At 67.4% G+C, this 18,074-nt stretch carries 19 protein-coding genes and 1 tRNA gene; 11 read left to right on the top strand and 9 right to left on the bottom strand.

Features of this window, described 5'->3' with window-relative positions; genetic code table 11:
• Positions 1-9: 9 nt before the first annotated feature.
• Genes ACFQRE_RS02675 through ACFQRE_RS02665 form a run of 3 tightly spaced genes read left to right on the top strand, consistent with a single transcriptional unit; the run spans position 10 to position 3,779 of the window.
• Positions 10-1,203, top strand: coding sequence for an ABC transporter permease (locus ACFQRE_RS02675; protein WP_380118605.1), 1,194 nt, complete (start codon positions 10-12; stop codon positions 1,201-1,203).
• Between the two features lies 1 nt (position 1,204).
• Entirely contained in the window at positions 1,205-2,194 is a 990-nt protein-coding gene (locus ACFQRE_RS02670) for an ABC transporter permease (RefSeq protein ID WP_380118602.1), read from the top strand.
• Position 2,195: 1 nt separating this feature from the next.
• Complete coding sequence (locus ACFQRE_RS02665) at positions 2,196-3,779, top strand: ABC transporter ATP-binding protein (protein ID WP_380118600.1); 1,584 nt, start codon at positions 2,196-2,198, stop codon at positions 3,777-3,779.
• On the opposite strand, the gene selB is transcribed toward ACFQRE_RS02665, so the two are convergent.
• The 3 genes from selB to ACFQRE_RS02650 all read right to left on the bottom strand — a co-directional run bounded on the left by selB (position 3,760) and on the right by ACFQRE_RS02650 (position 6,926).
• Positions 3,760-5,517, bottom strand: a complete 1,758-nt coding sequence (selB, locus tag ACFQRE_RS02660) for a selenocysteine-specific translation elongation factor (RefSeq protein ID WP_380118598.1) — start codon at positions 5,515-5,517, stop codon at positions 3,760-3,762. The two genes, ACFQRE_RS02665 and selB, sit on opposite strands and share 20 nt — an antisense overlap.
• Position 5,518: 1 nt before the next feature.
• Positions 5,519-6,811 carry an L-seryl-tRNA(Sec) selenium transferase gene (gene selA / locus ACFQRE_RS02655; protein ID WP_380118595.1) on the bottom strand — a complete coding sequence of 431 codons (1,293 nt, stop codon included), beginning with the start codon at positions 6,809-6,811 and terminating at the stop codon, positions 5,519-5,521.
• Positions 6,812-6,830: 19 nt separating this feature from the next.
• A tRNA-Sec gene (locus ACFQRE_RS02650) sits at positions 6,831-6,926 on the bottom strand.
• 52 nt (positions 6,927-6,978) lie between these two features.
• Between ACFQRE_RS02650 and selD the strand changes: the two genes are divergently transcribed.
• Complete coding sequence (gene selD, locus ACFQRE_RS02645) at positions 6,979-7,959, top strand: selenide, water dikinase SelD (RefSeq protein ID WP_380118592.1); 981 nt, start codon at positions 6,979-6,981, stop codon at positions 7,957-7,959.
• A gap of 44 nt (positions 7,960-8,003) precedes the next feature.
• Here the strand turns inward: selD and ACFQRE_RS02640 are convergent, their stop codons facing one another.
• The 6 genes from ACFQRE_RS02640 to ACFQRE_RS02615 all read right to left on the bottom strand — a co-directional run bounded on the left by ACFQRE_RS02640 (position 8,004) and on the right by ACFQRE_RS02615 (position 11,425).
• On the bottom strand, positions 8,004-8,483 hold the full coding sequence (locus tag ACFQRE_RS02640) for a hypothetical protein (protein WP_380118590.1): 480 nt from the start codon (positions 8,481-8,483) through the stop codon (positions 8,004-8,006).
• A 90-nt stretch (positions 8,484-8,573) separates the two neighbouring features.
• A complete protein-coding gene (locus tag ACFQRE_RS02635; RefSeq protein WP_380118587.1) occupies positions 8,574-8,759 on the bottom strand; it encodes a hypothetical protein in 186 nt (61 codons plus the stop codon).
• On the bottom strand, positions 8,756-9,265 hold the full coding sequence (locus ACFQRE_RS02630) for a twin-arginine translocation signal domain-containing protein (protein WP_380118585.1): 510 nt from the start codon (positions 9,263-9,265) through the stop codon (positions 8,756-8,758). The genes ACFQRE_RS02635 and ACFQRE_RS02630 overlap by 4 nt, the downstream gene beginning before the upstream one ends.
• Positions 9,262-9,795, bottom strand: a complete 534-nt coding sequence (locus tag ACFQRE_RS02625; protein ID WP_380118582.1) for a TlpA family protein disulfide reductase — start codon at positions 9,793-9,795, stop codon at positions 9,262-9,264. Before ACFQRE_RS02625 ends, ACFQRE_RS02630 begins: the two co-directional genes overlap by 4 nt.
• Before the next feature lie 5 nt (positions 9,796-9,800).
• Positions 9,801-10,511, bottom strand: a complete 711-nt coding sequence (locus tag ACFQRE_RS02620; RefSeq protein ID WP_380118580.1) for a hypothetical protein — start codon at positions 10,509-10,511, stop codon at positions 9,801-9,803.
• 119 nt (positions 10,512-10,630) lie between these two features.
• The gene (locus tag ACFQRE_RS02615; protein WP_380118578.1) at positions 10,631-11,425 is read right to left on the bottom strand and encodes a helix-turn-helix transcriptional regulator; all 795 of its coding nucleotides are present in this window, start codon (positions 11,423-11,425) and stop codon (positions 10,631-10,633) included.
• A 194-nt stretch (positions 11,426-11,619) separates the two neighbouring features.
• Here ACFQRE_RS02615 and ACFQRE_RS02610 point away from each other — a divergent pair, with 194 nt between their 5' ends.
• The 7 genes from ACFQRE_RS02610 (at position 11,620) to ACFQRE_RS02580 (ending at position 18,036) form a co-directional block, all read left to right on the top strand.
• On the top strand, positions 11,620-11,778 hold the full coding sequence (locus ACFQRE_RS02610) for a hypothetical protein (protein ID WP_380118576.1): 159 nt from the start codon (positions 11,620-11,622) through the stop codon (positions 11,776-11,778).
• Between the two features lies 1 nt (position 11,779).
• On the top strand, positions 11,780-12,208 hold the full coding sequence (locus ACFQRE_RS02605; protein WP_380118574.1) for a rhodanese-like domain-containing protein: 429 nt from the start codon (positions 11,780-11,782) through the stop codon (positions 12,206-12,208).
• 72 nt (positions 12,209-12,280) lie between these two features.
• Positions 12,281-13,177 (top strand): alpha/beta fold hydrolase, encoded by an 897-nt coding sequence (locus tag ACFQRE_RS02600; protein ID WP_380118572.1) that lies wholly within the window; start codon positions 12,281-12,283, stop codon positions 13,175-13,177.
• A gap of 58 nt (positions 13,178-13,235) precedes the next feature.
• Positions 13,236-14,348 (top strand): ferredoxin reductase, encoded by a 1,113-nt coding sequence (locus ACFQRE_RS02595; RefSeq protein ID WP_380118569.1) that lies wholly within the window; start codon positions 13,236-13,238, stop codon positions 14,346-14,348.
• A gap of 104 nt (positions 14,349-14,452) precedes the next feature.
• Positions 14,453-15,784: a fatty acid desaturase family protein gene (locus tag ACFQRE_RS02590; protein ID WP_380118566.1), complete on the top strand. Its 1,332-nt coding sequence runs from the start codon at positions 14,453-14,455 to the stop codon at positions 15,782-15,784.
• A 273-nt stretch (positions 15,785-16,057) separates the two neighbouring features.
• Positions 16,058-17,104, top strand: a complete 1,047-nt coding sequence (locus ACFQRE_RS02585; protein WP_380118563.1) for an ABC transporter permease — start codon at positions 16,058-16,060, stop codon at positions 17,102-17,104.
• Positions 17,105-17,112: 8 nt separating this feature from the next.
• Complete coding sequence (locus ACFQRE_RS02580; RefSeq protein WP_380118561.1) at positions 17,113-18,036, top strand: carbohydrate ABC transporter permease; 924 nt, start codon at positions 17,113-17,115, stop codon at positions 18,034-18,036.
• The last annotated feature ends 38 nt before the right edge of the window (positions 18,037-18,074 follow it).

The following is an 18,074-nucleotide window of genomic DNA, read 5'->3' as shown; positions in this document are numbered from 1 at the left end:
CGGAGTGTCATGGTTGACCCCGATCTCCCACCGGCCAAGGACGCTCCTGCGCCCGCCGCGGAGCCCGCCCCTGCAGAGGCCGTTGCGGCGGTCCCCGTCGTCGCCGAACGCGGTGCGCCTCCGCCCCCCACCGGGGTCCTCGGCTTCCTCGTGCGCCACCAGGCGATCGTCGTCCCGCTCGTTGCCGTGCTGCTCGCCTTTGCCATCGGCGCGATCCTCATTCGGGCCCAAGGGTTCAACCCGACCTACGCCTATCAGGTCCTCTTCAAGCACTCCTTCCTCACCGAGGGTGGGCTGCTCGCAACACTGCAGAAGACGACGCCGCTCATCCTCGTCGGCCTCGCGGTCGCGATTCCGCTGAAGGTGGGCCTGTTCAACATCGGTGGCCAGGGCCAGCTCATGGCCGGTGGCATCGGGGCCGCCTGGGTCGGATACGCGCTGCGCGATCTCCCTCCCGCGTTGCTCGTCATCGTCGCAGTCATCGTCGCCGTGCTGTTCGGCGCGATGTGGGCCTCCATCGCCGCCCTGCTCAAGACGACCCGCGGGGTCCACGAGGTCATCTCGACGATCATGCTCAACTCGATCGCGGTCGGCATCATCGACTGGTTCATCAACGGCGGCCCGCTCGCTGACAAGGGCCAGCCGTTCCCGACATCGCCCGCGCTGCCCGAGGGGGCGCGCCTCTTGCCTTTCGGTGTGATCCCGTGGGGTCTGCCGGTGGCCCTCATCCTCGCTGCGGTCGTCGCGTGGATGCTCAACCGCACGACTCTGGGCTTCGAGCTCCAGACCGTCGGACGCAACAAGTTCGCAGCCACGTACGCAGGTATCGGGACGACCAAGGCAACCCTCTTCGCGATGGGGATGTCGGGTGGTCTCGCCGGTCTGGCAGGAGCCCTCGAACTCCTTCAGATCGAGCCCTACCGCTACCAGAACGGCATCGCGGGCTCCCTTGGTTTCGACGGCATCACCATCGCGCTGCTCGCCCGGGGAAACCCGCTCGGCACGATCCCCGCGGCGATCCTCGTCGGAGCCATGCGAGCCGGGGCGCCCACGCTCCAGTTCCAGCTCGGGATCCGCCCCGAGGTCGTCGACGTCCTCCTGGCCATCACCTTGCTGATGGTCTCGCTGCCCGTCGTCGCGAAGTGGATCTTCCGACGCCATGCGGCCAAGCAGACACAGCTCGCCGGAAGTTGGGGTGCCTGACATGGAGTGGCTCAAGCACAACAAGGGTTGGGCGGGCACGAGCGCGCTCATCCTCGTCGGCGCCTATTGCTTCTACTTCGCAAACTCCAACATCGCCGTCTCGATGTTCTCCTACGCGTGGTTCCTCGCGGTGCCCCTCGTCCTCGGCGCCATGGTTGGCGTCATCGGTGAGCGTTCCGGCGTGGTCAACATCGGCATCGAGGGACAGATGCTCGTCGGTGCGTTCGCCGGGTTCTTTGCGGCGGCAGCAACCCAGTCGATCGTCGTCGGTGTCCTCGCCGGTGCCCTGTCCGGCATCGCGATGGGCGCGTTCCTCGCGTTCTCCACGGTCAAGGGCCAGCTCGACCAGATCATCGCTGGTGTCGTCATCAACATCGTCGCCACCGGCATCACGTCGTTCTACTTCGAGTCCGGGAAGGTCATCCCGCGTGGCCTGCCGAACTTCGACGTGCCCCTGCTGTCCAAGATCCCGCTGCTCGGGCCGGTGTTCTTCTCGGACGGGCCGATCGCGCTCTTCGCCCTGATCATCGCGTTCACCCTCCACTTCCTCCTCTTCAAGACGCGGTGGGGTCTGCGCACCCGCGCCGTCGGTGAGTACCCGTCTGCAGCCGACACGGCCGGCATCAATGTCATCGCCCTGCGGCTGTTCAACGTCACCGCGGCAGGAACGCTTGCGGGCCTCGCTGGCACCTACCTCTCCATGGAGGCGACGAGCACCTTCGAGCGGGGAATGAGCTCCGGTCGAGGCTTCCTCGCGCTGGCCATCCTCATCTTCGGGGCCTGGCGTCCGTTGCGAGCCCTTGCCGCCGCGCTGTTCTTCGGCTTCATGCAGTCGCTGGCATCGCAGCTCCAGGCGAGCGACGTCGTCAACATCCCCCAGCAGTTCATCAACCTGCTGCCCTACGTCCTCACCCTCGTCGTGCTCGCCGCGGCTGCCGGTCGGGTGCGGGCGCCAGCTGCCGTGGGCCAACCGTTCGTGAAGGGTGACTGACATGGCGACCACGCCTCCAGACGCAGGCGGTGCGAACGGTGAGCAGGCGGCATACGCCAGTACCGCCGCAGGCGGCCGCGAGACTCTCCTCGAGATCGACGGGCTGTCCAAGTCCTTCGGTACGGTCCACGCCAACCGTGACATCTCGCTGCGGGTCGACCGCGGCGAGATCGTCGCGCTGCTCGGTGAGAACGGCGCCGGCAAGTCGACGCTGGTCAAGCAGATCTTCGGACTCATGACGCCGGACGCCGGCACGATCACCATCAAGGGCGACTCGAGCCGGATCAAGGACCCCAAGGACGCGATTCGCCGCGGCATCGGCATGGTGCACCAGCACTTCCAGCTGGTGCCCGTCATGACGGTCGCCGAGAACCTCATGCTCGGCCACGAGACGACCAAGGGTGGTGTGCTCGACCTCGACGGCGCCCGCGACATGGTCCGCGAGCTGTCGGCCAAGCACAAGCTCGCGGTCGACCCGGACGCCGAGGTCGAGGACCTGCCCGTCGGCACCCAGCAGCGCGTCGAGATCCTCAAGGCGCTCTCGCGCAAGGTCGACCTGCTCATCCTCGACGAGCCGACCGCGGTGCTCACCCCTCAGGAGACCGACGAGCTGCTCGGTGTCATGAAGGAGCTCGCCGCGGGTGGGACGTCGATCGTCTTCATCACCCACAAGCTGCGTGAGGTGCTGGCCGCAGCCGACCGCTGCTACGTCCTGCGCCAGGGCAAGGTCGTGGGTGGGGTCGATGACCTCTCCAACACGACGACGAGCGACCTCGCCTCGATGATGGTCGGGCGCGACGTCGTCCTGCGGATCGACAAGGCCGAGGCCACCCCGGGCGAGACCGTCCTCTCGATCAAGGGTTTGCAGGTCAAGGACGACCGCGGCCTCGGTGCCGTCAACAGCCTCGACCTCGACGTGCGAGCCGGTGAGATCGTGGGCCTGGCCGGTGTCGAGGGCAACGGTCAGCGCGAGCTCGTCGAGTCGATCGCCGGTATGCGCCCATCGATCGCCGGCTCTGTGCATCTCGGGGCAGACGACATCACGAAGTCCAACGCCCGTGACACCAACAACGCCGGTGTCGGGCACGTGCCCGAGGACCGCGAGAAGCACGGCCTCGTCGCGAGCTACTCGATCGCCGACAACCTCGTGCTCAACACCTACGACGAGGCGCCTTTCGCCAAGGGCTTCATCCGCGACTTCGGTGCGGTGCGCGAGCACGCGGTCGAGCTGCGCGAGGAGTTCGACATCCGCTCGCCCAATGTCGAGGCCCCGGCCGGCTCGCTGTCGGGTGGCAACAAGCAGAAGGTCGTCGTCGCCCGCGAGATGTCCGCCAAGCCGCGACTTCTCATGGCGGCCCAGCCCACACGAGGTGTCGACGTCGGGTCGATCGAGTTCATCCACCGGCGCATCGTCGAGGCCCGGGACGAGGGCGCAGCCGTGCTCCTGGTGTCGGCCGAGCTCGACGAGATCCTGTCGCTCTCGGATCGCATCGCGGTCATCCATGGCGGCAAGGTCGTCGCCGAGATCGACGGCAAGGACGCCGACCGCACCGAGATCGGTCGACTCATGGCTGGCGACCACTGACCATCCGTCGATCGTCGGGGAGTCGCTGGGTCCCTCCGTCGTGATCCAGCCGTCGTAGCAGGGAGAGGGCCACTCGTCGGCTTGCCCCCAACGCCTGCCGTGCCTCACTGGTCGTGAACGGCTGCGGTAGCGCGGCCAGTCGTTCGAGGGCCGAGGGCAACGCCGTCGGGAGGAGCACGACCTCATCGTCGAGGAGGATCAACCTTCCGGCCCGCTCCGCGCCCTTCAAGCCGGCTGGGCCAAGTTCCGTGGCGGCCAGGTCAGGTTTCGTCATGGCCCCGAAGGGGTCATTTGCCAGCCGGTTCTCCAGTGCCGCAACGGCCGCCTCGTGCGGCCCGAGATCACGCGGAAGCTCGACCCGGGTGACCCGGCCGCCGCGAACGGTCAGTCCTGTCGACTCGAGGACGGCGGCAAGGACTCGAGGACTCGGAAGGCCGAGGTCCCGGACGACGGCGAGCTCGGTGGGGTCCGGGTCCTGGAGGTCGCGGTGCGGGTCCAACAGTCGCTCGACGAGGACGGACCTCCAACGAGTCATCACCTCGCCGGAGAGATACCACCGGTCGATGGAGACGACGCGTCCGTCGTTCGACGCGGGAGTCCCGAACCCGAGCCGCTGCAGATCGAGGTGACTCACCACCTCGCGACGAAGGATCTCAGCAACGGGGTCATCCGGGGTGAGGTCTGTGGCCAGGGCGGCCGCCCGACGTCGAGCCGATCCGCGTCGGACCAGCGGCGGTGGATCCACGTCCAGCACGCGCACACCGCCCAGGACGTGGCGAGTCCCGCTGGCGCGGAGCACGGCGCGGTCTCCGCGGGTCAGCGGCAGGGGTGTGGGCAGGGTCAACCGCGCAAAGCCCTCGTCCAACGGACGGATGCGGACCTCATGGGCGGCTGAGCCCACGTGCAGCGTGGCCGATTGGGGAAGGTCCATGGGTGGAACCGTGGTGTCGATGGTGAGCGACGGGATCCAGCCCGGCCCAGTGAGCGTGTCTCCACGCCGCACCGCGCTCACCGGGAGGTCACGAACGTTGACCGCGACCCGACCGGGTGCGCCGACATGTTCCACCTGCTGGCCGAGCGACTCCAGGCGCCTGACCGTCACCGACGCATCCGCCACGTCGAGCACGTCCCCGACCGAGACCTGGCCGCTGGCCAGGGTGCCGGTCAGCACAGTGCCCGCCCCACGGATCACGAACGCGCGATCCACCCACAGTCGGGTCCTCGATTCCGTGGGAGGGGGAATGTCCTCGGAGAGTCGTTGCAGCGCCGCCAGCAGCGAGCCGAGCCCGTCACCGGACTGGGCAGACACCACCTGGACGTCTTCCCGAGCCAGGCAGGTCCCCCTCAACCGCTCACGGACCGACTCCAGGACCGACGAGGGGTCGGCGAGGTCCGCCTTCGTGATCACGACCAGCCCGTGAGTGGTCCCCAGTGCTTCGAGGGCGAGGAGGTGCTCCTCCGACTGGGCTCGCCACCCCTCGTCGGCGGCCACGACCAGCATGACGGCGCTCGCGGGGGCGACGCCGGCCAGCATCGTGGTCGTGAAGTCCACGTGCCCCGGGACGTCCACGAACGCCACCGCGCCACCTCCGGGGAGGGCGGTCCAGGCAAACCCGAGGTCGATCGTGAGTCCGCGGCGCTTCTCCTCCGCCAGTCGGTCCGGATCCGTGCCCGTCAGGGCGCGCAGGAGGGTCGACTTGCCATGGTCGACGTGACCGGCCGTGGCGATGACGAGCATGTCAGACCTGGCTGAGTGCGAACTGCACAGCGGATTCCAGAGCTTCTTCCGACTCCTCGGGTATGCACCGCACGTCCAGAAGGCACTGTCCCTGCTCCACCCTGGCGAGCACGGTCGGCCGCCCGCGCCGAAGGTGGAGTGCACACGCCTCCGGCAGGACCACGGCCCACCCCGGGAGCCCCACCTCCGGCGCACCACCACCCCCGACTCTGCCCGTGACCTCCACCACCGTTGCTCCGAGCCGATCAGCGAGGCGTCTCGTTCGCTCCTCGTGGCGAGCCGGATCGAGGTGGAGATAGTGGGGAACCGGTGCCTCCACACCTCTCAAGGTGGCCTCGAGCGCGGCCAAGGTGATCTTGTCGACCCGAAGCGCACGCGCCAACGGGTGCCTGCGCGCCCGCTCGACCAGAGCGGACGAACCCAGGATGATCCCCGCTTGGGGGCCGCCCAGGAGCTTGTCCCCGCTGGCGATCACGAGGTCGGCACCATCGCGGAGAGTGGTCGCAGCATCGGGCTCATCCGGGAGCGCAGGATCGGGCGACAGCAGGCCCGAGCCGACGTCGGCGATGACCGGCAAGCCCAGCGTGCGCAGCTCAGCGAACCCGACGCTGGTGGTGAACCCGGACACTCGGAAGTTGCTGGGATGCACCTTGAGGATGGCTCGCGTCCGTGGTCCGATCGCGTCGGCGTAGTCGGCCAGGCGTGTCCGATTGGTCATACCCACCTCGCGCAGGCGAACTCCTGTCGACTCGATGAGCGGTGGAATCCTGAATCCGTCGCCGATCTCGACCATCTCGCCCCGACTGAGCAGGACCTCGCCGTCCTGCGCGAGCATCGTGCACACGAGGGTCAGCGCGGCGGCCCCGTTGTTGACGATGAGGGCGTCCTCCGCCGCCGGGACACAACGCAGCAGCGCCTCTCGAGTGGCAAGCCCTCGCGGGCCGCGACGACCAGTCGCGAGATCAAGCTCGACGTCCACGTAGCCGGCGGCGGCGACCATGGCGCTCACCGCACCTGACGAGAGCGGCGCCCTGCCCAGGTTCGTGTGAACCACCACCCCAGTCGCGTTGAGGACCGGTGTGCCCGAGTAGGTGGGCGAGGCCACCTCTGACAGCACCTGCGCCCGAACGTCGTCGACGCCCAGCTGCCCGGAGCGTGCCCGGGCGAGGACACCTCGCACCACGAACTCGACCTCGGCAACGGACTTGTCGCGCCCGGCGGAGCGGACCTCGGCATCATTCAGGAGGACATCCGTGCGGGGGATCCGGCGTCGATCATCCTCACGTGCACCCACGGCAACCCCCTCCTCAAGCTGGCGGAGATGGACGGGAATCGAACCCGCCAGCCCGAGATGCTCGGACTCATCGGTTTTGAAGACCGTGGGGCCCACCAGGAACCCTGACACCTCCGGGCACAAAGTACCCGATGCACCGACGGGCCGCATGACTTACTGTCGGCCCCATGGGGACCATTCGGCTGACGCAGTTCGCCGCCGGCGGCGGCTGCGCATGCAAGATCGGACCGGGTGAGCTCGAAGGCCTTCTCGCCCAGATCGAGATGCCCGGGAGCGACACTCTCGTCGTCGGCCTCGAGCACGGGGACGACGCCGCAGTCGTCCGGATCGCGGGTGATCAGCTCGTCCTCTCGACCGCGGACTTCTTCACTCCCGTGGTTGACGATGCATTCGACTGGGGTCGCATCGCGGCTGCCAACGCGCTCTCGGATGTCTATGCCATGGCCGGGCATCCGGTGCTGGCGATCAACCTCGTCGGATGGCCGCGCGACGTCCTGCCGATGGAGCTTCTCGGCGAGGTGCTCCGCGGTGGCGCCACCGTCGCGGCACTGGCGGGATGTCCTCTGGCAGGCGGGCACTCGATCACCGACCCGGAGCCGAAGTATGGCCTCGCCGTCACCGGTCTGGTCTCTCCCGAAGACCTCATGCGCAATGACGCTGCCGTCGCGGGGCTGCCGCTCAGCCTCACCAAACCCTTGGGCTCCGGGATCCTCAACAACCGGCACAAGGCCACTGGCGAGGTCTTCCCCGAAGCGATCTCCGTGATGACGGCGCTCAATCGCGAGGCGGCCCGGGCTGCCACCGCAGCGGGAGTGCGGGCGGCGACGGATGTCACGGGCTTCGGTCTGCTCGGCCACCTGTTCAAGATGATGCGCGCCTCGGGAGTGGCGGCCCGGATCGACGCCTCGGCCGTCCCCGTGATGGAGGGTGCCCGGGAGTCGCTGCGCGACGGGTTCGTGCCCGGGGGTTCGCAGCGCAATCTCGAATGGGTGAGGCCACATCTCGGCGGCGGCGCCGACGAGGATGCACTGTTGCTGCTCGCCGACGCTCAGACCTCGGGTGGCCTCCTGGTCGTCGGCGAGGTCCCTGGCGCCCCGATCATCGGCGAGGTCGTCGCGGCGGGTGGCCCCGTCATCCACGTGCAGTGACTCCGACTCGGGCGGCCCCACGGCGGGGGCCGCCCGAGTGCCCGTCACCAGGACATGACAGCGATGGTCACTGCGCTCACCAGGGCCACCAAGGACAGGACTGCGACGTTGAGACGACGCGTCCGCTGGTATCGGATGTCCCACCAACCGACGTCTCCTGACTTGGTCCGGCTCGTGGACATGAACCCACGACCGATACCGAAGCCGACGCCGGCCAGCAGAGCTGCATACCAGGGGGCGGCAAGGATGAGGCCCAGGGCCAGGAGGTGGGGCAGGCCCGTGGGGACGAACGTCCGCACTCCCGTGCCCATCTCGAAACCGAACTGGAACGGGCCCCACCGAGGGTCATCGAACACGATGGATCGGGGAACCTGGCGGGCGTTCTGTGGAAGTGGCAGTCGACGTCCCATCAGTTCCGCCGTCACGACCGTCACTGCGAACGCGCCAAGGACCACGAGGACCACGCGTTCCGGGAGGGCAGCTCGGATGATCGAGCCCGCAGACACGGCCACGAGGGCGCTCAACAGGGCGCCGAAGACCAAACCCAGGTTGAACCACGAAAGAGGCTTGCCTCGCCAGACCGACGAGTTCAGCAGGTCAGCTGAGTTCAGGCTTCAAGGAGAGCCGGAGATCGAGTATCCCGCCGCCAGGGCGAGCACGACCCATGCCGGGCTTGACGACCAACCGCGAGAGGCGAGGATCAGGGCGACGCTCGCGGCGGCCAGCACGATGGCGGCAGTGGGCACCCCGGGGTGGAAGATCCACCGCGGAGCACCCACTGTCTGGGTTGGAGCAGTCACAGGGTCGCCTTGCAGATGGTCCAGGTCTTGGTGCCTGCGGTGTTCCCGCACGAGTACGCCCACTGGTACCCGTCGGCGCACCGGTAGGTGCGGCCGCCATAGCCCCAGCGCCAGGCCTCACGGCCGTTGCAACGGCCCCAGGCGATGTAGTAGTGCCCGCTCGAACAGGTCATGCTCCACCCATCCGTCCGGTGCCACTTGGACCCGTTGCACCACGAGCTGGAGACGTTGCCACCAATGCAGATGGCGGAATCCGAGTAGCTGTAGACGGTGCAGTTGGTGAACTCGGTCTCCCCCTGCGGGCCATTGGCCAACGCGCTCGCGGGATTCACGAGGGAGAGGCCACCCAAGGACGCCGTCGCCGCCCCGACGAGCGCGCCCTGCAGCGCGGATCGTCGTGACAGGGCACGCTTGTGCGCCGAGTGCAGCAGTGCCCCGACCTCCGACCGTGGTGCGGTGGAGGGCATGAGGTCCATGTCGGGGATCTGACTTTCAACGATGCTCATCGCTTTTCTCCTTCTCTGGCCGACAGTGCGGCCGGGTCATGACGAAATTCCTCAAGGGCGGCATAGAACGCCGCGACGGAGCCGACGGGGCGGCTCTTGACGACGTTGCCGGACTGGTCGACCAACGCCACTCCCGGCCGCCACGGAACATCCAGCTGCCGGGTCAGGTCGTCGTCGATGATCACGGGGAAGCCCGTGTCGTCCCACCCGTGGCGACTCTCGTGGCTCACCGCGTGGAAGGACTCCTCCACCGGGTCCGCACGCTCCGAGAGCTGGGCCAGGTGGGGAAGGACCTCGTGACACGTCGAACAGAGGGGGTCGACGACGAGGACGATGTGGATCTTCGCTGCTCCGAAGGTCGAGGGGTCCACGGCAGGGAGGGTGAACTCCTCAGAGGCAGGGCCGACGGCCGCGGCCCCGACCCCTTGCTCCGAAAGTTCTTTCACTCGCCTCAGCAGGCCTGAGACTGCCAGCGCGAGGACCACGATCGCGAGCCACGCCAGAACGACGGCTCCCGTCAAGGGCTCCATGGAGCTCACGTGCCCCACGAGACGGAGAGGTTGTCGAGCACGTCGAGGTCCACGGACTCGGCCACGCCGGCGCCCTTGGGGTAGTAGACCGTCAGTGCTGTCGGGGTGCCCAGGGCGTAGTAGGAACCCACCGTGCCATCGCTCCTTTCGATGCGCCGCTTCCACACCTCGCCGTTGCGTGTCTTGGCACCGGCTCCCTTGGGCGTCATGTCGCCGAAGGAGCGAGGATCGCGGACACTGAGGAGGGCTCCGTCTGTCGTGCCCACGAGGTACTCCTGCTGCTCGATGCGTCCGCCACGGTTGGGGTAGCGCATGGACACGCTGATGCCGGAAGGTGTGTCGCGCCAGCTGAGGGCGTCATAGAGCTTCTGGACCTGGCGGCGCATCGGCACCGGGCCCATGACCCAGCTCACGAGGTCGTGGTGACGCCCGGACCAGATGGCGAGGTTGGCCTCCGTGTCGGGGTCGTGGGCGATCATGAACCGACCACCGTCTCCGACCCATTCGTCGGTCACCTTCGTGGGCGAACCGTGGTCGAGAATCAGCAGCCCGTGGCCCCGTGGCTGGATCTCGAAGACCCGCACGTCGCTGATCTCTCGATAGAAGAAGCGACCTGACCAGTCGCCCGGCAGGAACACCTCCCTGTGACTGCCGACCGAGATCGATTCCCCGGTCGCAGTGGTGAACGCCGCATGCCGCTGTCGTGTTGCAACCACTTGCGTCTTCTCCTTGCCTCACTCGAACAGACCGTGATCGGTCGTGAGCCCGAGTGTTCGGTCCAAGGTGGGTGATGACGCAGGGATTGGCGGTACACCGCCCCTGACCCGGAGAAGGGTCAGCCGTTGCTGGAGGCGGTCCCCCCGAAGCCGAGGCCCCACACGATCTCCATGCGCGTGTTCACGCCAGCGAGTTCCTTGATGTGGTGCACGTCCCGCTCGACGACCCGGAGGGAGACGTCCAGGCGACGGGCGATGGCCGTGTCGGTCAGCCCGTTCAGCAGGTGGATCAGGACCCACAGGCGGCGATGGTTGACGGCGGTTGGCGGCAGGGGTTCGATTCCGTGGCCGTCCCTCGACTGGGCCAGCACGAGCTCCCGGGCCGCGTTCACCAGAGCGGAGTCGGTGGTCCACCACAACGAGCTGTCACCACTGTCGAACGGTGGTCCGGCGAATCCCAGGTGCGTCTCGTCGAACAGGATCATGGCCAACCTGACCGGCGCCACCGCGATGTGGTGACAGTGCAGGCTGGTCAGCGGGAGGAGTGGGTAGTGCTTGGCCGTCACCTCGTTGACGACGCGCGTGAGAGTGACCCCGTGCCGGTAGGCCCACTCGTTGAGGTTTGCCGTGCGGCCCGAGATGTCGAAACCACCGTTGACCTGGCTGTTGCGCACGGACGTCTGGGTGCTCAGGGCCCACTTGGCGACCATCTCGCGGCTGTCCTCCAGACCCCTCGCCGCGAACGCGACCCGACGTTGACGCTCCGGCGCGTGGATCGCGTCCATAACGGCCGACCACAGAAGCTGCTTGACCTCCTCTCCGTGGTCGACGAGGTGTGCCGATCGTCGAAGCAGCAACCTGTCCGGTTCGCCCGCATTTCCTGGCTTGGCGAAAAGGTCAACCGATTCCGTCATGTGCCCCACCACTCATTGCTGCTGGCCCGCCCTCGTACGCGTTTCGACCACCGGATTTCGACCACCGGAATGTGCCGCAGTGGCGGACTCCCGCCGATTGCTGGCCCCCTGCACAGCATCCCCCTTCTGATGTGTCTCACGGCATTGGAAATCACTCCAGGTTGAAAGCACACACTAGTGAAAGCGGGCAAAATATGTGTCAGCTCTTTAGGACCTCAGGACACCGCCTCCTCGGCGCCCTTGCTCTCGCGGCGGTGCTGACCGGAATGACCGTGACGACGGCCGCTGCCGACCCCATCGTCCAGATCGTTGACCCTGGCCTCTCGACTCATGGCTTCGACTGGAACGGCTGACATGAGCACGATCGAGATGCACCTCGAGGAGGTTCGTAGCCAGCTCGATCGAGTCACGGCCGCAGAGGCTCGTGCCGCCATGTCAGCGGGTGCAGTCCTCGTCGACACGAGAACCGAGACCCAACGTGCCCGCTACGGCGAGGTCCCGGGAGCGCTGGTCATCAACCGGACAATTCTGGAGTGGCGCCTGGACCCGACCAGCGCCAACGCAGTGCAGGAGGCCCTCGGTGATCCGCTGGTCATCGTGCTGTGCCAGGAGGGATACAGCTCGAGCCTTGCCGCCGCGTCACTACGGAGCCTGGGCGTCAACGCGACCGACGTCGTGGGTGGTTTCGATGCATGGCACGTGGGCTGGGACGCCGAGATCGAAGGCGCGCAGGCCGATCTCCTCCAGAGGAGTGGACTCATGGCCGGCGCCTCCCACCACTGACCGACGCGGTCGAGAATGGAAGGAAGTTCCGCGCCACCCCGATCGACGCGGGATTCCTTCTACTCTCGACTCATGGGTACCCAACCGGACGTGACGACGTACACCCTCGAACGGCCTGACGTGGACCTCGTCCATGACGTGCGCGGCCCCCTCCCGACGGTCGACGGGCGCCCACCCCTGCTCATGATCGGGCAGCCGATGTGCGCCGACGGCTTCGAGGCACTGGCGGCCGAGTTCCCGGACCGCACGGTCGTCACCTATGACCCGCGCGGCCTCGGTCGCAGCACCATGCGGCGCGACGGTCGGACCGACCAGGACCACGAGGACCAGGCCGCGGACCTGCACGCCCTCGTCGGGCACCTGGGCGCTGGGCCGGTTGACCTGTTCGCGAGCAGCGGGGGTGCCCTCACCGCACTGACCTGGGCGGCGACCCACCCCGAGGACCTCGTCACGGTCGTCGCCCACGAGCCGCCGGCGATGTGGGCCCTGCCCGACGCGGAAGCGATCGAGCGCGCCTCCGCGGAGGTCGCGACGGCCTATGCGGAGCACGGCTACGGGGCGGGGATGGCGGCCTTCATCAGGTTGACGGGCTGGCACGGCGAGTTCACTGAGGCCTACTTCGCGCAGCCCCCGATCGACCCGGCAGAGTACGGCCTGCCCACCGAGGACGACGGATCACGTGATGACCCACTGCTCTCCAAGTTCTCCGACGGCGAGACCGCGAGTCGGCCCGATCTCGAGGCCCTGAGGAGTGGCCCGCCGCGGCTCGTCCTCGCCGTCGGTGAGGAGACCGGCCACGCGATCACGGCCCGAACCACACGCGGCGTTGCTGACGAGCTCGGGCTGCCGGTGACGATGTTCCCTGGCCACCACGGTGGCTTCGCGAGCGCCCAGGGTGAGTGGCCCGGCACGTCGGTCGAGTTCGGCGCGCGGCTAGCCGAGGTCCTCGCCGGCGACGCGTCCATGTGACGCAGAACGCGACCCTACGGGCTAGTAAGTTACGGAGCCGTAGGTTACGCTTCCGTATGTGACCGCAACCCTGAACCGAAACCCCGCGACCCGGCATACGCCTCGTCTCGCCGGTCTCTTCGACGGCGCACGCAAGGTCGCCCAGGCCATCGCCACACCGCTCGTACCGGCTGACTACCTCGACCTCATCGACCCGATGCGCGCCGGCGCCGACCTGCGCGGCCGCATCGTGTCCGTCACGCCCGAGACCGCCGACGCCGCGACCATCACGATCCGTCCGGGTCGCGGCTGGGCAGGCCACCGCCCGGGCCAGTACATCCGGGTCGGCATCGACGTCGACGGCGTTCGCCTCTGGCGCGCCTACTCCCTCACCCACCGCGCCGACGCGGGCGACGGCCTCATCAGCGTCACCAGCAAGGCGATCCCCGACGGCAAGGTGAGCAACCAGCTCGTCCGGGCCACCACGCCGGGCACGCTCGTCATGCTCGACCAGGCGACCGGCGACTTCAGCCTCCCCGAGACGCTGCCGGCCAAGACGCTGTTCCTCACCGCCGGTTCCGGCATCACCCCCGTCATCGGCATGCTGCGCAACCACCTCGATGACCTCGCCGACGTCGCCCACATCCACTGCGCGCCGACCGAGGCAGACGTCATCTTCCGTGACGAACTTCGTGGGTATGCCGCCGCGAGCCGCCTCACGCTGCACGAGAACCACGACGACGTGGCCGGGATCTTCGACCTCGCCTCCCTGGACGCGCTCGTGCCGGACTGGCGCGAGCGCGAGGTGTGGGTCTGTGGCCCCACCGGTCTTCTCGATGCTGCTGAATCCCATTGGGAGACAGCCGGACTCGCCGAGCAGCTCCACGTCGAGCGCTTCCGGCCCAGCGTGGTCGAGCCCGGCGAGGGCGGCACCGTCACCTTCGCCAAGACCAAGGTCACCCTCGAAGCCGACGGTGGCACCCCGATCCTCGACGCCGGTGAAGCTGCCGGTGTCCTCATGCCGAGCGGTTGCCGCATGGGCATCTGCTTCGGCTGCGTCGTCACCATGCGTGAAGGATCCGTGCGCGATCTGCGCAGCGGCGACATCACGTCCTCCGAAGATGCTGCGGATGGCGTCAAAATTCAGACCTGCGTCAGTGCCGTCGCCGGTCGCTGCGACATCGAACTCTGACCAACCGTCCCTAACCCACCCAATAGGACGGTTGGGCACGCACACGAACCGTCCCCAACCGTCCTATTGGGTGAGTTGGGGACACGAACGAAGGAGCTGAACCCATGACCCTCGCCCCCGAACGCACCCAGACCCGCTCCACCACCAGCACCGAGAACCCCAACATGCCTGCCCCCGGCATGAACTCACGCCTCAGCGTCGCGAGCGCCGAGCCGCGCCCGCAGCGCCCCGAGTTCAAGAAGTCGGGCCGCCCCAACCCCGCCTCGCACCTCTCCCCCGAGCAGATCGAGGAGATCGGTCGCGAGCTCGACGCGCTCCGTGCGGAAGTGATGGATTCACGCGGAGCTGCCGACGCGGCATACATCCGCAGGGTCATCACGGCACAGCGCTACCTGGAGATGGGCAGCCGAGCCGCGCTCCTCTTCTCGGGTGTGAAGTACAAGGGCATCCGCCCGATGTGGTGGCTCGGCACGGCCGGCCTGTCCGTCTCCAAGATCCTCGAGAACATGGAGCTCGGGCACAACATCATGCACGGCCAGTGGGACTGGATGCGCGACCCCAAGATCCACTCGACCGCCTGGGAGTGGGACCACGCCAGCCCCGCCGAGCAGTGGAAGCACAGCCACAACCAGATCCACCACACGTTCACCAACGTGCTCGGCCGCGACAACGACCTCGGCTACGGCATCCTGCGCGTCGACCAGGACCAGAGGTGGAGCCTGTTCTACCTCTTCCAGCCGGTCTGGCACGTCGCCAACGCCCTCCTCTTCGAGTACTCCATCGCGGCCTACGACCTCGAGCTCGGCGGCTACCTCGCCAAGAAGAAGCGGATGAGCGAGGAGGAGAAGGCGGAGTTCCACAAGAACGCCAAGGCGACGGTCGCCAAGATCAAGACGCAGATGACCAAGGACTACGTCGTGCACCCCGCGATGGCCGCGGCCACGTTCACCGGCTCCGCACCGCACACCCTCAGCGCCAACATCGTCGCGAACCTCGTCCGCAACGTCTGGTCCAACACGATCATCATCTGCGGCCACTTCCCACCCGGCATCGAGACCTTCGAGAAGGCGTCGATCGAGGGCGAGACCCGTGGCGAGTGGTACCTGCGACAGATGCTCGGATCGGGCAACATCACCGGCTCCAAGGCCATGCACCTCATGTCGGGCAACCTCAGCCACCAGGTCGAGCACCACCTCTTCCCGGACATGCCGAGCAACCGCTACGCCGAGATCGCGCCGAAGATCCGCGACCTCATGGAGCGCAACGACCTCAAGTACGTCACGGGCTCGCTCGCCAAGCAGGTCGGCGGCGTCTACTGGAAGGTCGTCGAGCTCTCCCTCCCGCCGAAGCGCGAGGGCACGACCCGCCGCGCGACGGTCCTGCGCGCGGCCAAGAAGGCGCTCAAGGGCAAGGGTGGAGCGGGTCGCCGCTACTGACCCCTCCGGCCCCGCCTCACGAAGGTCCCGCACCCCGGCGTATGCCGTGTGGTGCGGGACTTTTTTGTCGCTGCCCGAGGTGCGGCTGGCTGAGCACGAGCTGAGCACGGGCTGGGCACACCGCGTGCCATGATTGAATCTGATCATTTCAAACTCATAGTGATCAAACTATTGCACTCTGGTTGAGTCGCCCCTAGTCTCCGGTGAATCGATTAAGTGACCGAGAGATCGGTCGCCCACCCCGATCCACCGGAATCACGAAGGAGTGATCGCATGGCCGTGTTGACGCCGCCCACTGAGGGCTCGGTCGAGTCGCTCGAGAGCACTCCCGCCCCTGCCGCGAACGGGCGCCGCACGCGGCGCAACCGCCGGAACCGTGCCGGCGAGCGCACCCAGCCCGCTCGCACGACCCCATCGCTGCGGACGCGGTTGCGCAACGACCGGCAGATGCTCCTCATGATGGTGCCGGGCGTGCTGTTCCTGCTGCTCTTCTTCTACGTCCCGATCCTCGGCAACGTCATCGCGTTCCAGGACTACCAGCCCTACCTCGGCATCAGCTGGTCGGACTTCGTCGGCCTCGACAACTTCGTCGGGCTCTACAGCAACCCCGACTTCATCAACGCGTTCACCAACACGCTCTACCTCGCGGCGTGGCAGCTGATCTTCTTCTTCCCCGTGCCGCTCGTGCTCGCCGTGGCCGTTGACTCGCTCGTGAGCCAGCGCGCCCGCCGCTGGTTCCAGAGCATCGTCTACCTGCCCCACTTCCTGTCGTGGGTGCTCGTCGTCGCGCTCTTCCAGCAGGTCCTCGGTGGGGCCGGCCTCGTGAACAACGCCCTACGTGACCTCGGCGTCGACGCGATCCCGTTCATGACCAACCCCGACACGTTCCCGATGCTCGTCGTCGCCCAGCTCGTCTGGAAGGACGCCGGGTGGGCCATGATCATTTTCCTCGCGGCGCTGGCGAGCATCGACACCTCGCTGTACGAGGCGGCCGCGGCCGACGGCGCCGGGCGCTGGCGTCGCCTCTGGCACATCACCCTCCCCGCTCTGCGGCCGGTCATCATCCTGCTGCTCATCCTGCGCATCGGCGACATCCTGTCGGTCGGCTTCGAGCAGTTCATCCTCCAACGCCCCGCCGTCGGACCCCACGCGGCCGAGGTCCTCGACACCTTCACCTACTACACCGGCGTCGTCGGTGGCGGGTGGAGCGTCGGCGCCGCCGCCGGCCTCTTCAAGGGCGTCATCGGCCTCATCCTCATCGTCGGAGCCAACAAGCTCGCCCACAAGTTCGGCGAAGCCGGCATCTACCAGAAGGGCTGAGACCAACCATGACCGTCCCCTCAGCAACCATCGAGCGCAAGCTGCGCCGCGACAGCAAGCGTCCCGTCTGGAAGGAGAAGGCCTCCCCCGGCCTTCAGACCTTCAAGACCCTCTTCCTCGGCCTCTTCGCGATCGCCATCATCATCCCGATCCTCGTCGTCGTCTCGACCTCACTCGCCGACGACGAGCAGCTGGTCGAGGCCGGCGGTTATGTCCTGTGGCCCACGCACCCCTCGCTCGCGGCATACAAGGCACTGCTCACCGGACCACTGATGTTCCGGGCGTTGGGAGTCAGTCTCTTCGTCACCGTCGTCGGCACCCTCATCGCGCTGTTCGTCACGATCACGATGGCCTACGCCACGAGTCGCAAGGTGCTCTTCGGCCGGCCGGTGATCATCGGCGTGCTCTTCACCCTGCTCTTCGCGCCCGGGCTCATCCCGTCATTCCTCATGCTCCGTCAGCTCGGCCTGCTCGACAGCGTGTGGTCGCTGATCCTCCCGGGAGTGTTCGCGGCCTTCAACTTCGTGGTCATGCGCGCGTTCTTCATGAACATCCCGCGCGAGCTCATCGAGAGCGCCGAGATGGACGGCGCCTCCGACTGGCAGATCCTCTGGAAGATCGTGCTCCCACTGTCCAAGGCGGTCGTCGCCGTCGTCGGCCTCTTCTACGCCGTCGGCTTCTGGAACTCCTTCTTCAATGCACTGCTCTACATCAACGACCAGAACCTCTGGCCCGTGCAGATCATCCTGCGCAACTACGTCATCCAGGGTTCGCAAGTCGCCGCTGACCAGCTCGGCGTCGGCGTTTCGGCCCCGCCGCAGTCACTCAAGATGGCCGTTGTCGTCATCGCCCTCGTCCCCATCTGCCTGCTCTACCCGTTCCTCCAGCGCCACTTCACCAAGGGCGTCATCACCGGCGCCGTCAAGGGCTGACGCCCTCTTCCTCTGCCCCACCACTGCCCCACCCCTGC

This window comes from Knoellia pratensis, from assembly GCF_042666395.1.
Lineage (GTDB): Bacteria > Actinomycetota > Actinomycetes > Actinomycetales > Dermatophilaceae > Knoellia > Knoellia pratensis.
The sequence above is the reverse complement of the archived record's forward strand: the minus strand, read 5'-3'. Positions and strand labels throughout refer to the sequence as shown.

What these genes read in the sequence shown, in the direction of transcription:
- ACFQRE_RS02675 (WP_380118605.1), top strand. Translation starts at nt 10, where the DNA reads ATGGTTGACCCCGATCTCCCACCGGCCAAGGACGCTCCTGCGCCCGCC.
- ACFQRE_RS02670 (WP_380118602.1), top strand. Translation starts at nt 1,205, where the DNA reads ATGGAGTGGCTCAAGCACAACAAGGGTTGGGCGGGCACGAGCGCGCTC.
- ACFQRE_RS02665 (WP_380118600.1), top strand. Translation starts at nt 2,196, where the DNA reads ATGGCGACCACGCCTCCAGACGCAGGCGGTGCGAACGGTGAGCAGGCG.
- selB (WP_380118598.1), bottom strand. Translation starts at nt 5,517, where the DNA reads ATGCTCGTCATCGCCACGGCCGGTCACGTCGACCATGGCAAGTCGACC.
- selD (WP_380118592.1), top strand. Translation starts at nt 6,979, where the DNA reads ATGGGGACCATTCGGCTGACGCAGTTCGCCGCCGGCGGCGGCTGCGCA.
- ACFQRE_RS02630 (WP_380118585.1), bottom strand. Translation starts at nt 9,265, where the DNA reads ATGAGCATCGTTGAAAGTCAGATCCCCGACATGGACCTCATGCCCTCC.
- ACFQRE_RS02625 (WP_380118582.1), bottom strand. Translation starts at nt 9,795, where the DNA reads ATGGAGCCCTTGACGGGAGCCGTCGTTCTGGCGTGGCTCGCGATCGTG.
- ACFQRE_RS02615 (WP_380118578.1), bottom strand. Translation starts at nt 11,425, where the DNA reads ATGACGGAATCGGTTGACCTTTTCGCCAAGCCAGGAAATGCGGGCGAA.
- ACFQRE_RS02610 (WP_380118576.1), top strand. Translation starts at nt 11,620, where the DNA reads ATGTGTCAGCTCTTTAGGACCTCAGGACACCGCCTCCTCGGCGCCCTT.
- ACFQRE_RS02605 (WP_380118574.1), top strand. Translation starts at nt 11,780, where the DNA reads ATGAGCACGATCGAGATGCACCTCGAGGAGGTTCGTAGCCAGCTCGAT.
- ACFQRE_RS02600 (WP_380118572.1), top strand. Translation starts at nt 12,281, where the DNA reads ATGGGTACCCAACCGGACGTGACGACGTACACCCTCGAACGGCCTGAC.
- ACFQRE_RS02590 (WP_380118566.1), top strand. Translation starts at nt 14,453, where the DNA reads ATGACCCTCGCCCCCGAACGCACCCAGACCCGCTCCACCACCAGCACC.
- ACFQRE_RS02585 (WP_380118563.1), top strand. Translation starts at nt 16,058, where the DNA reads ATGGCCGTGTTGACGCCGCCCACTGAGGGCTCGGTCGAGTCGCTCGAG.
- ACFQRE_RS02580 (WP_380118561.1), top strand. Translation starts at nt 17,113, where the DNA reads ATGACCGTCCCCTCAGCAACCATCGAGCGCAAGCTGCGCCGCGACAGC.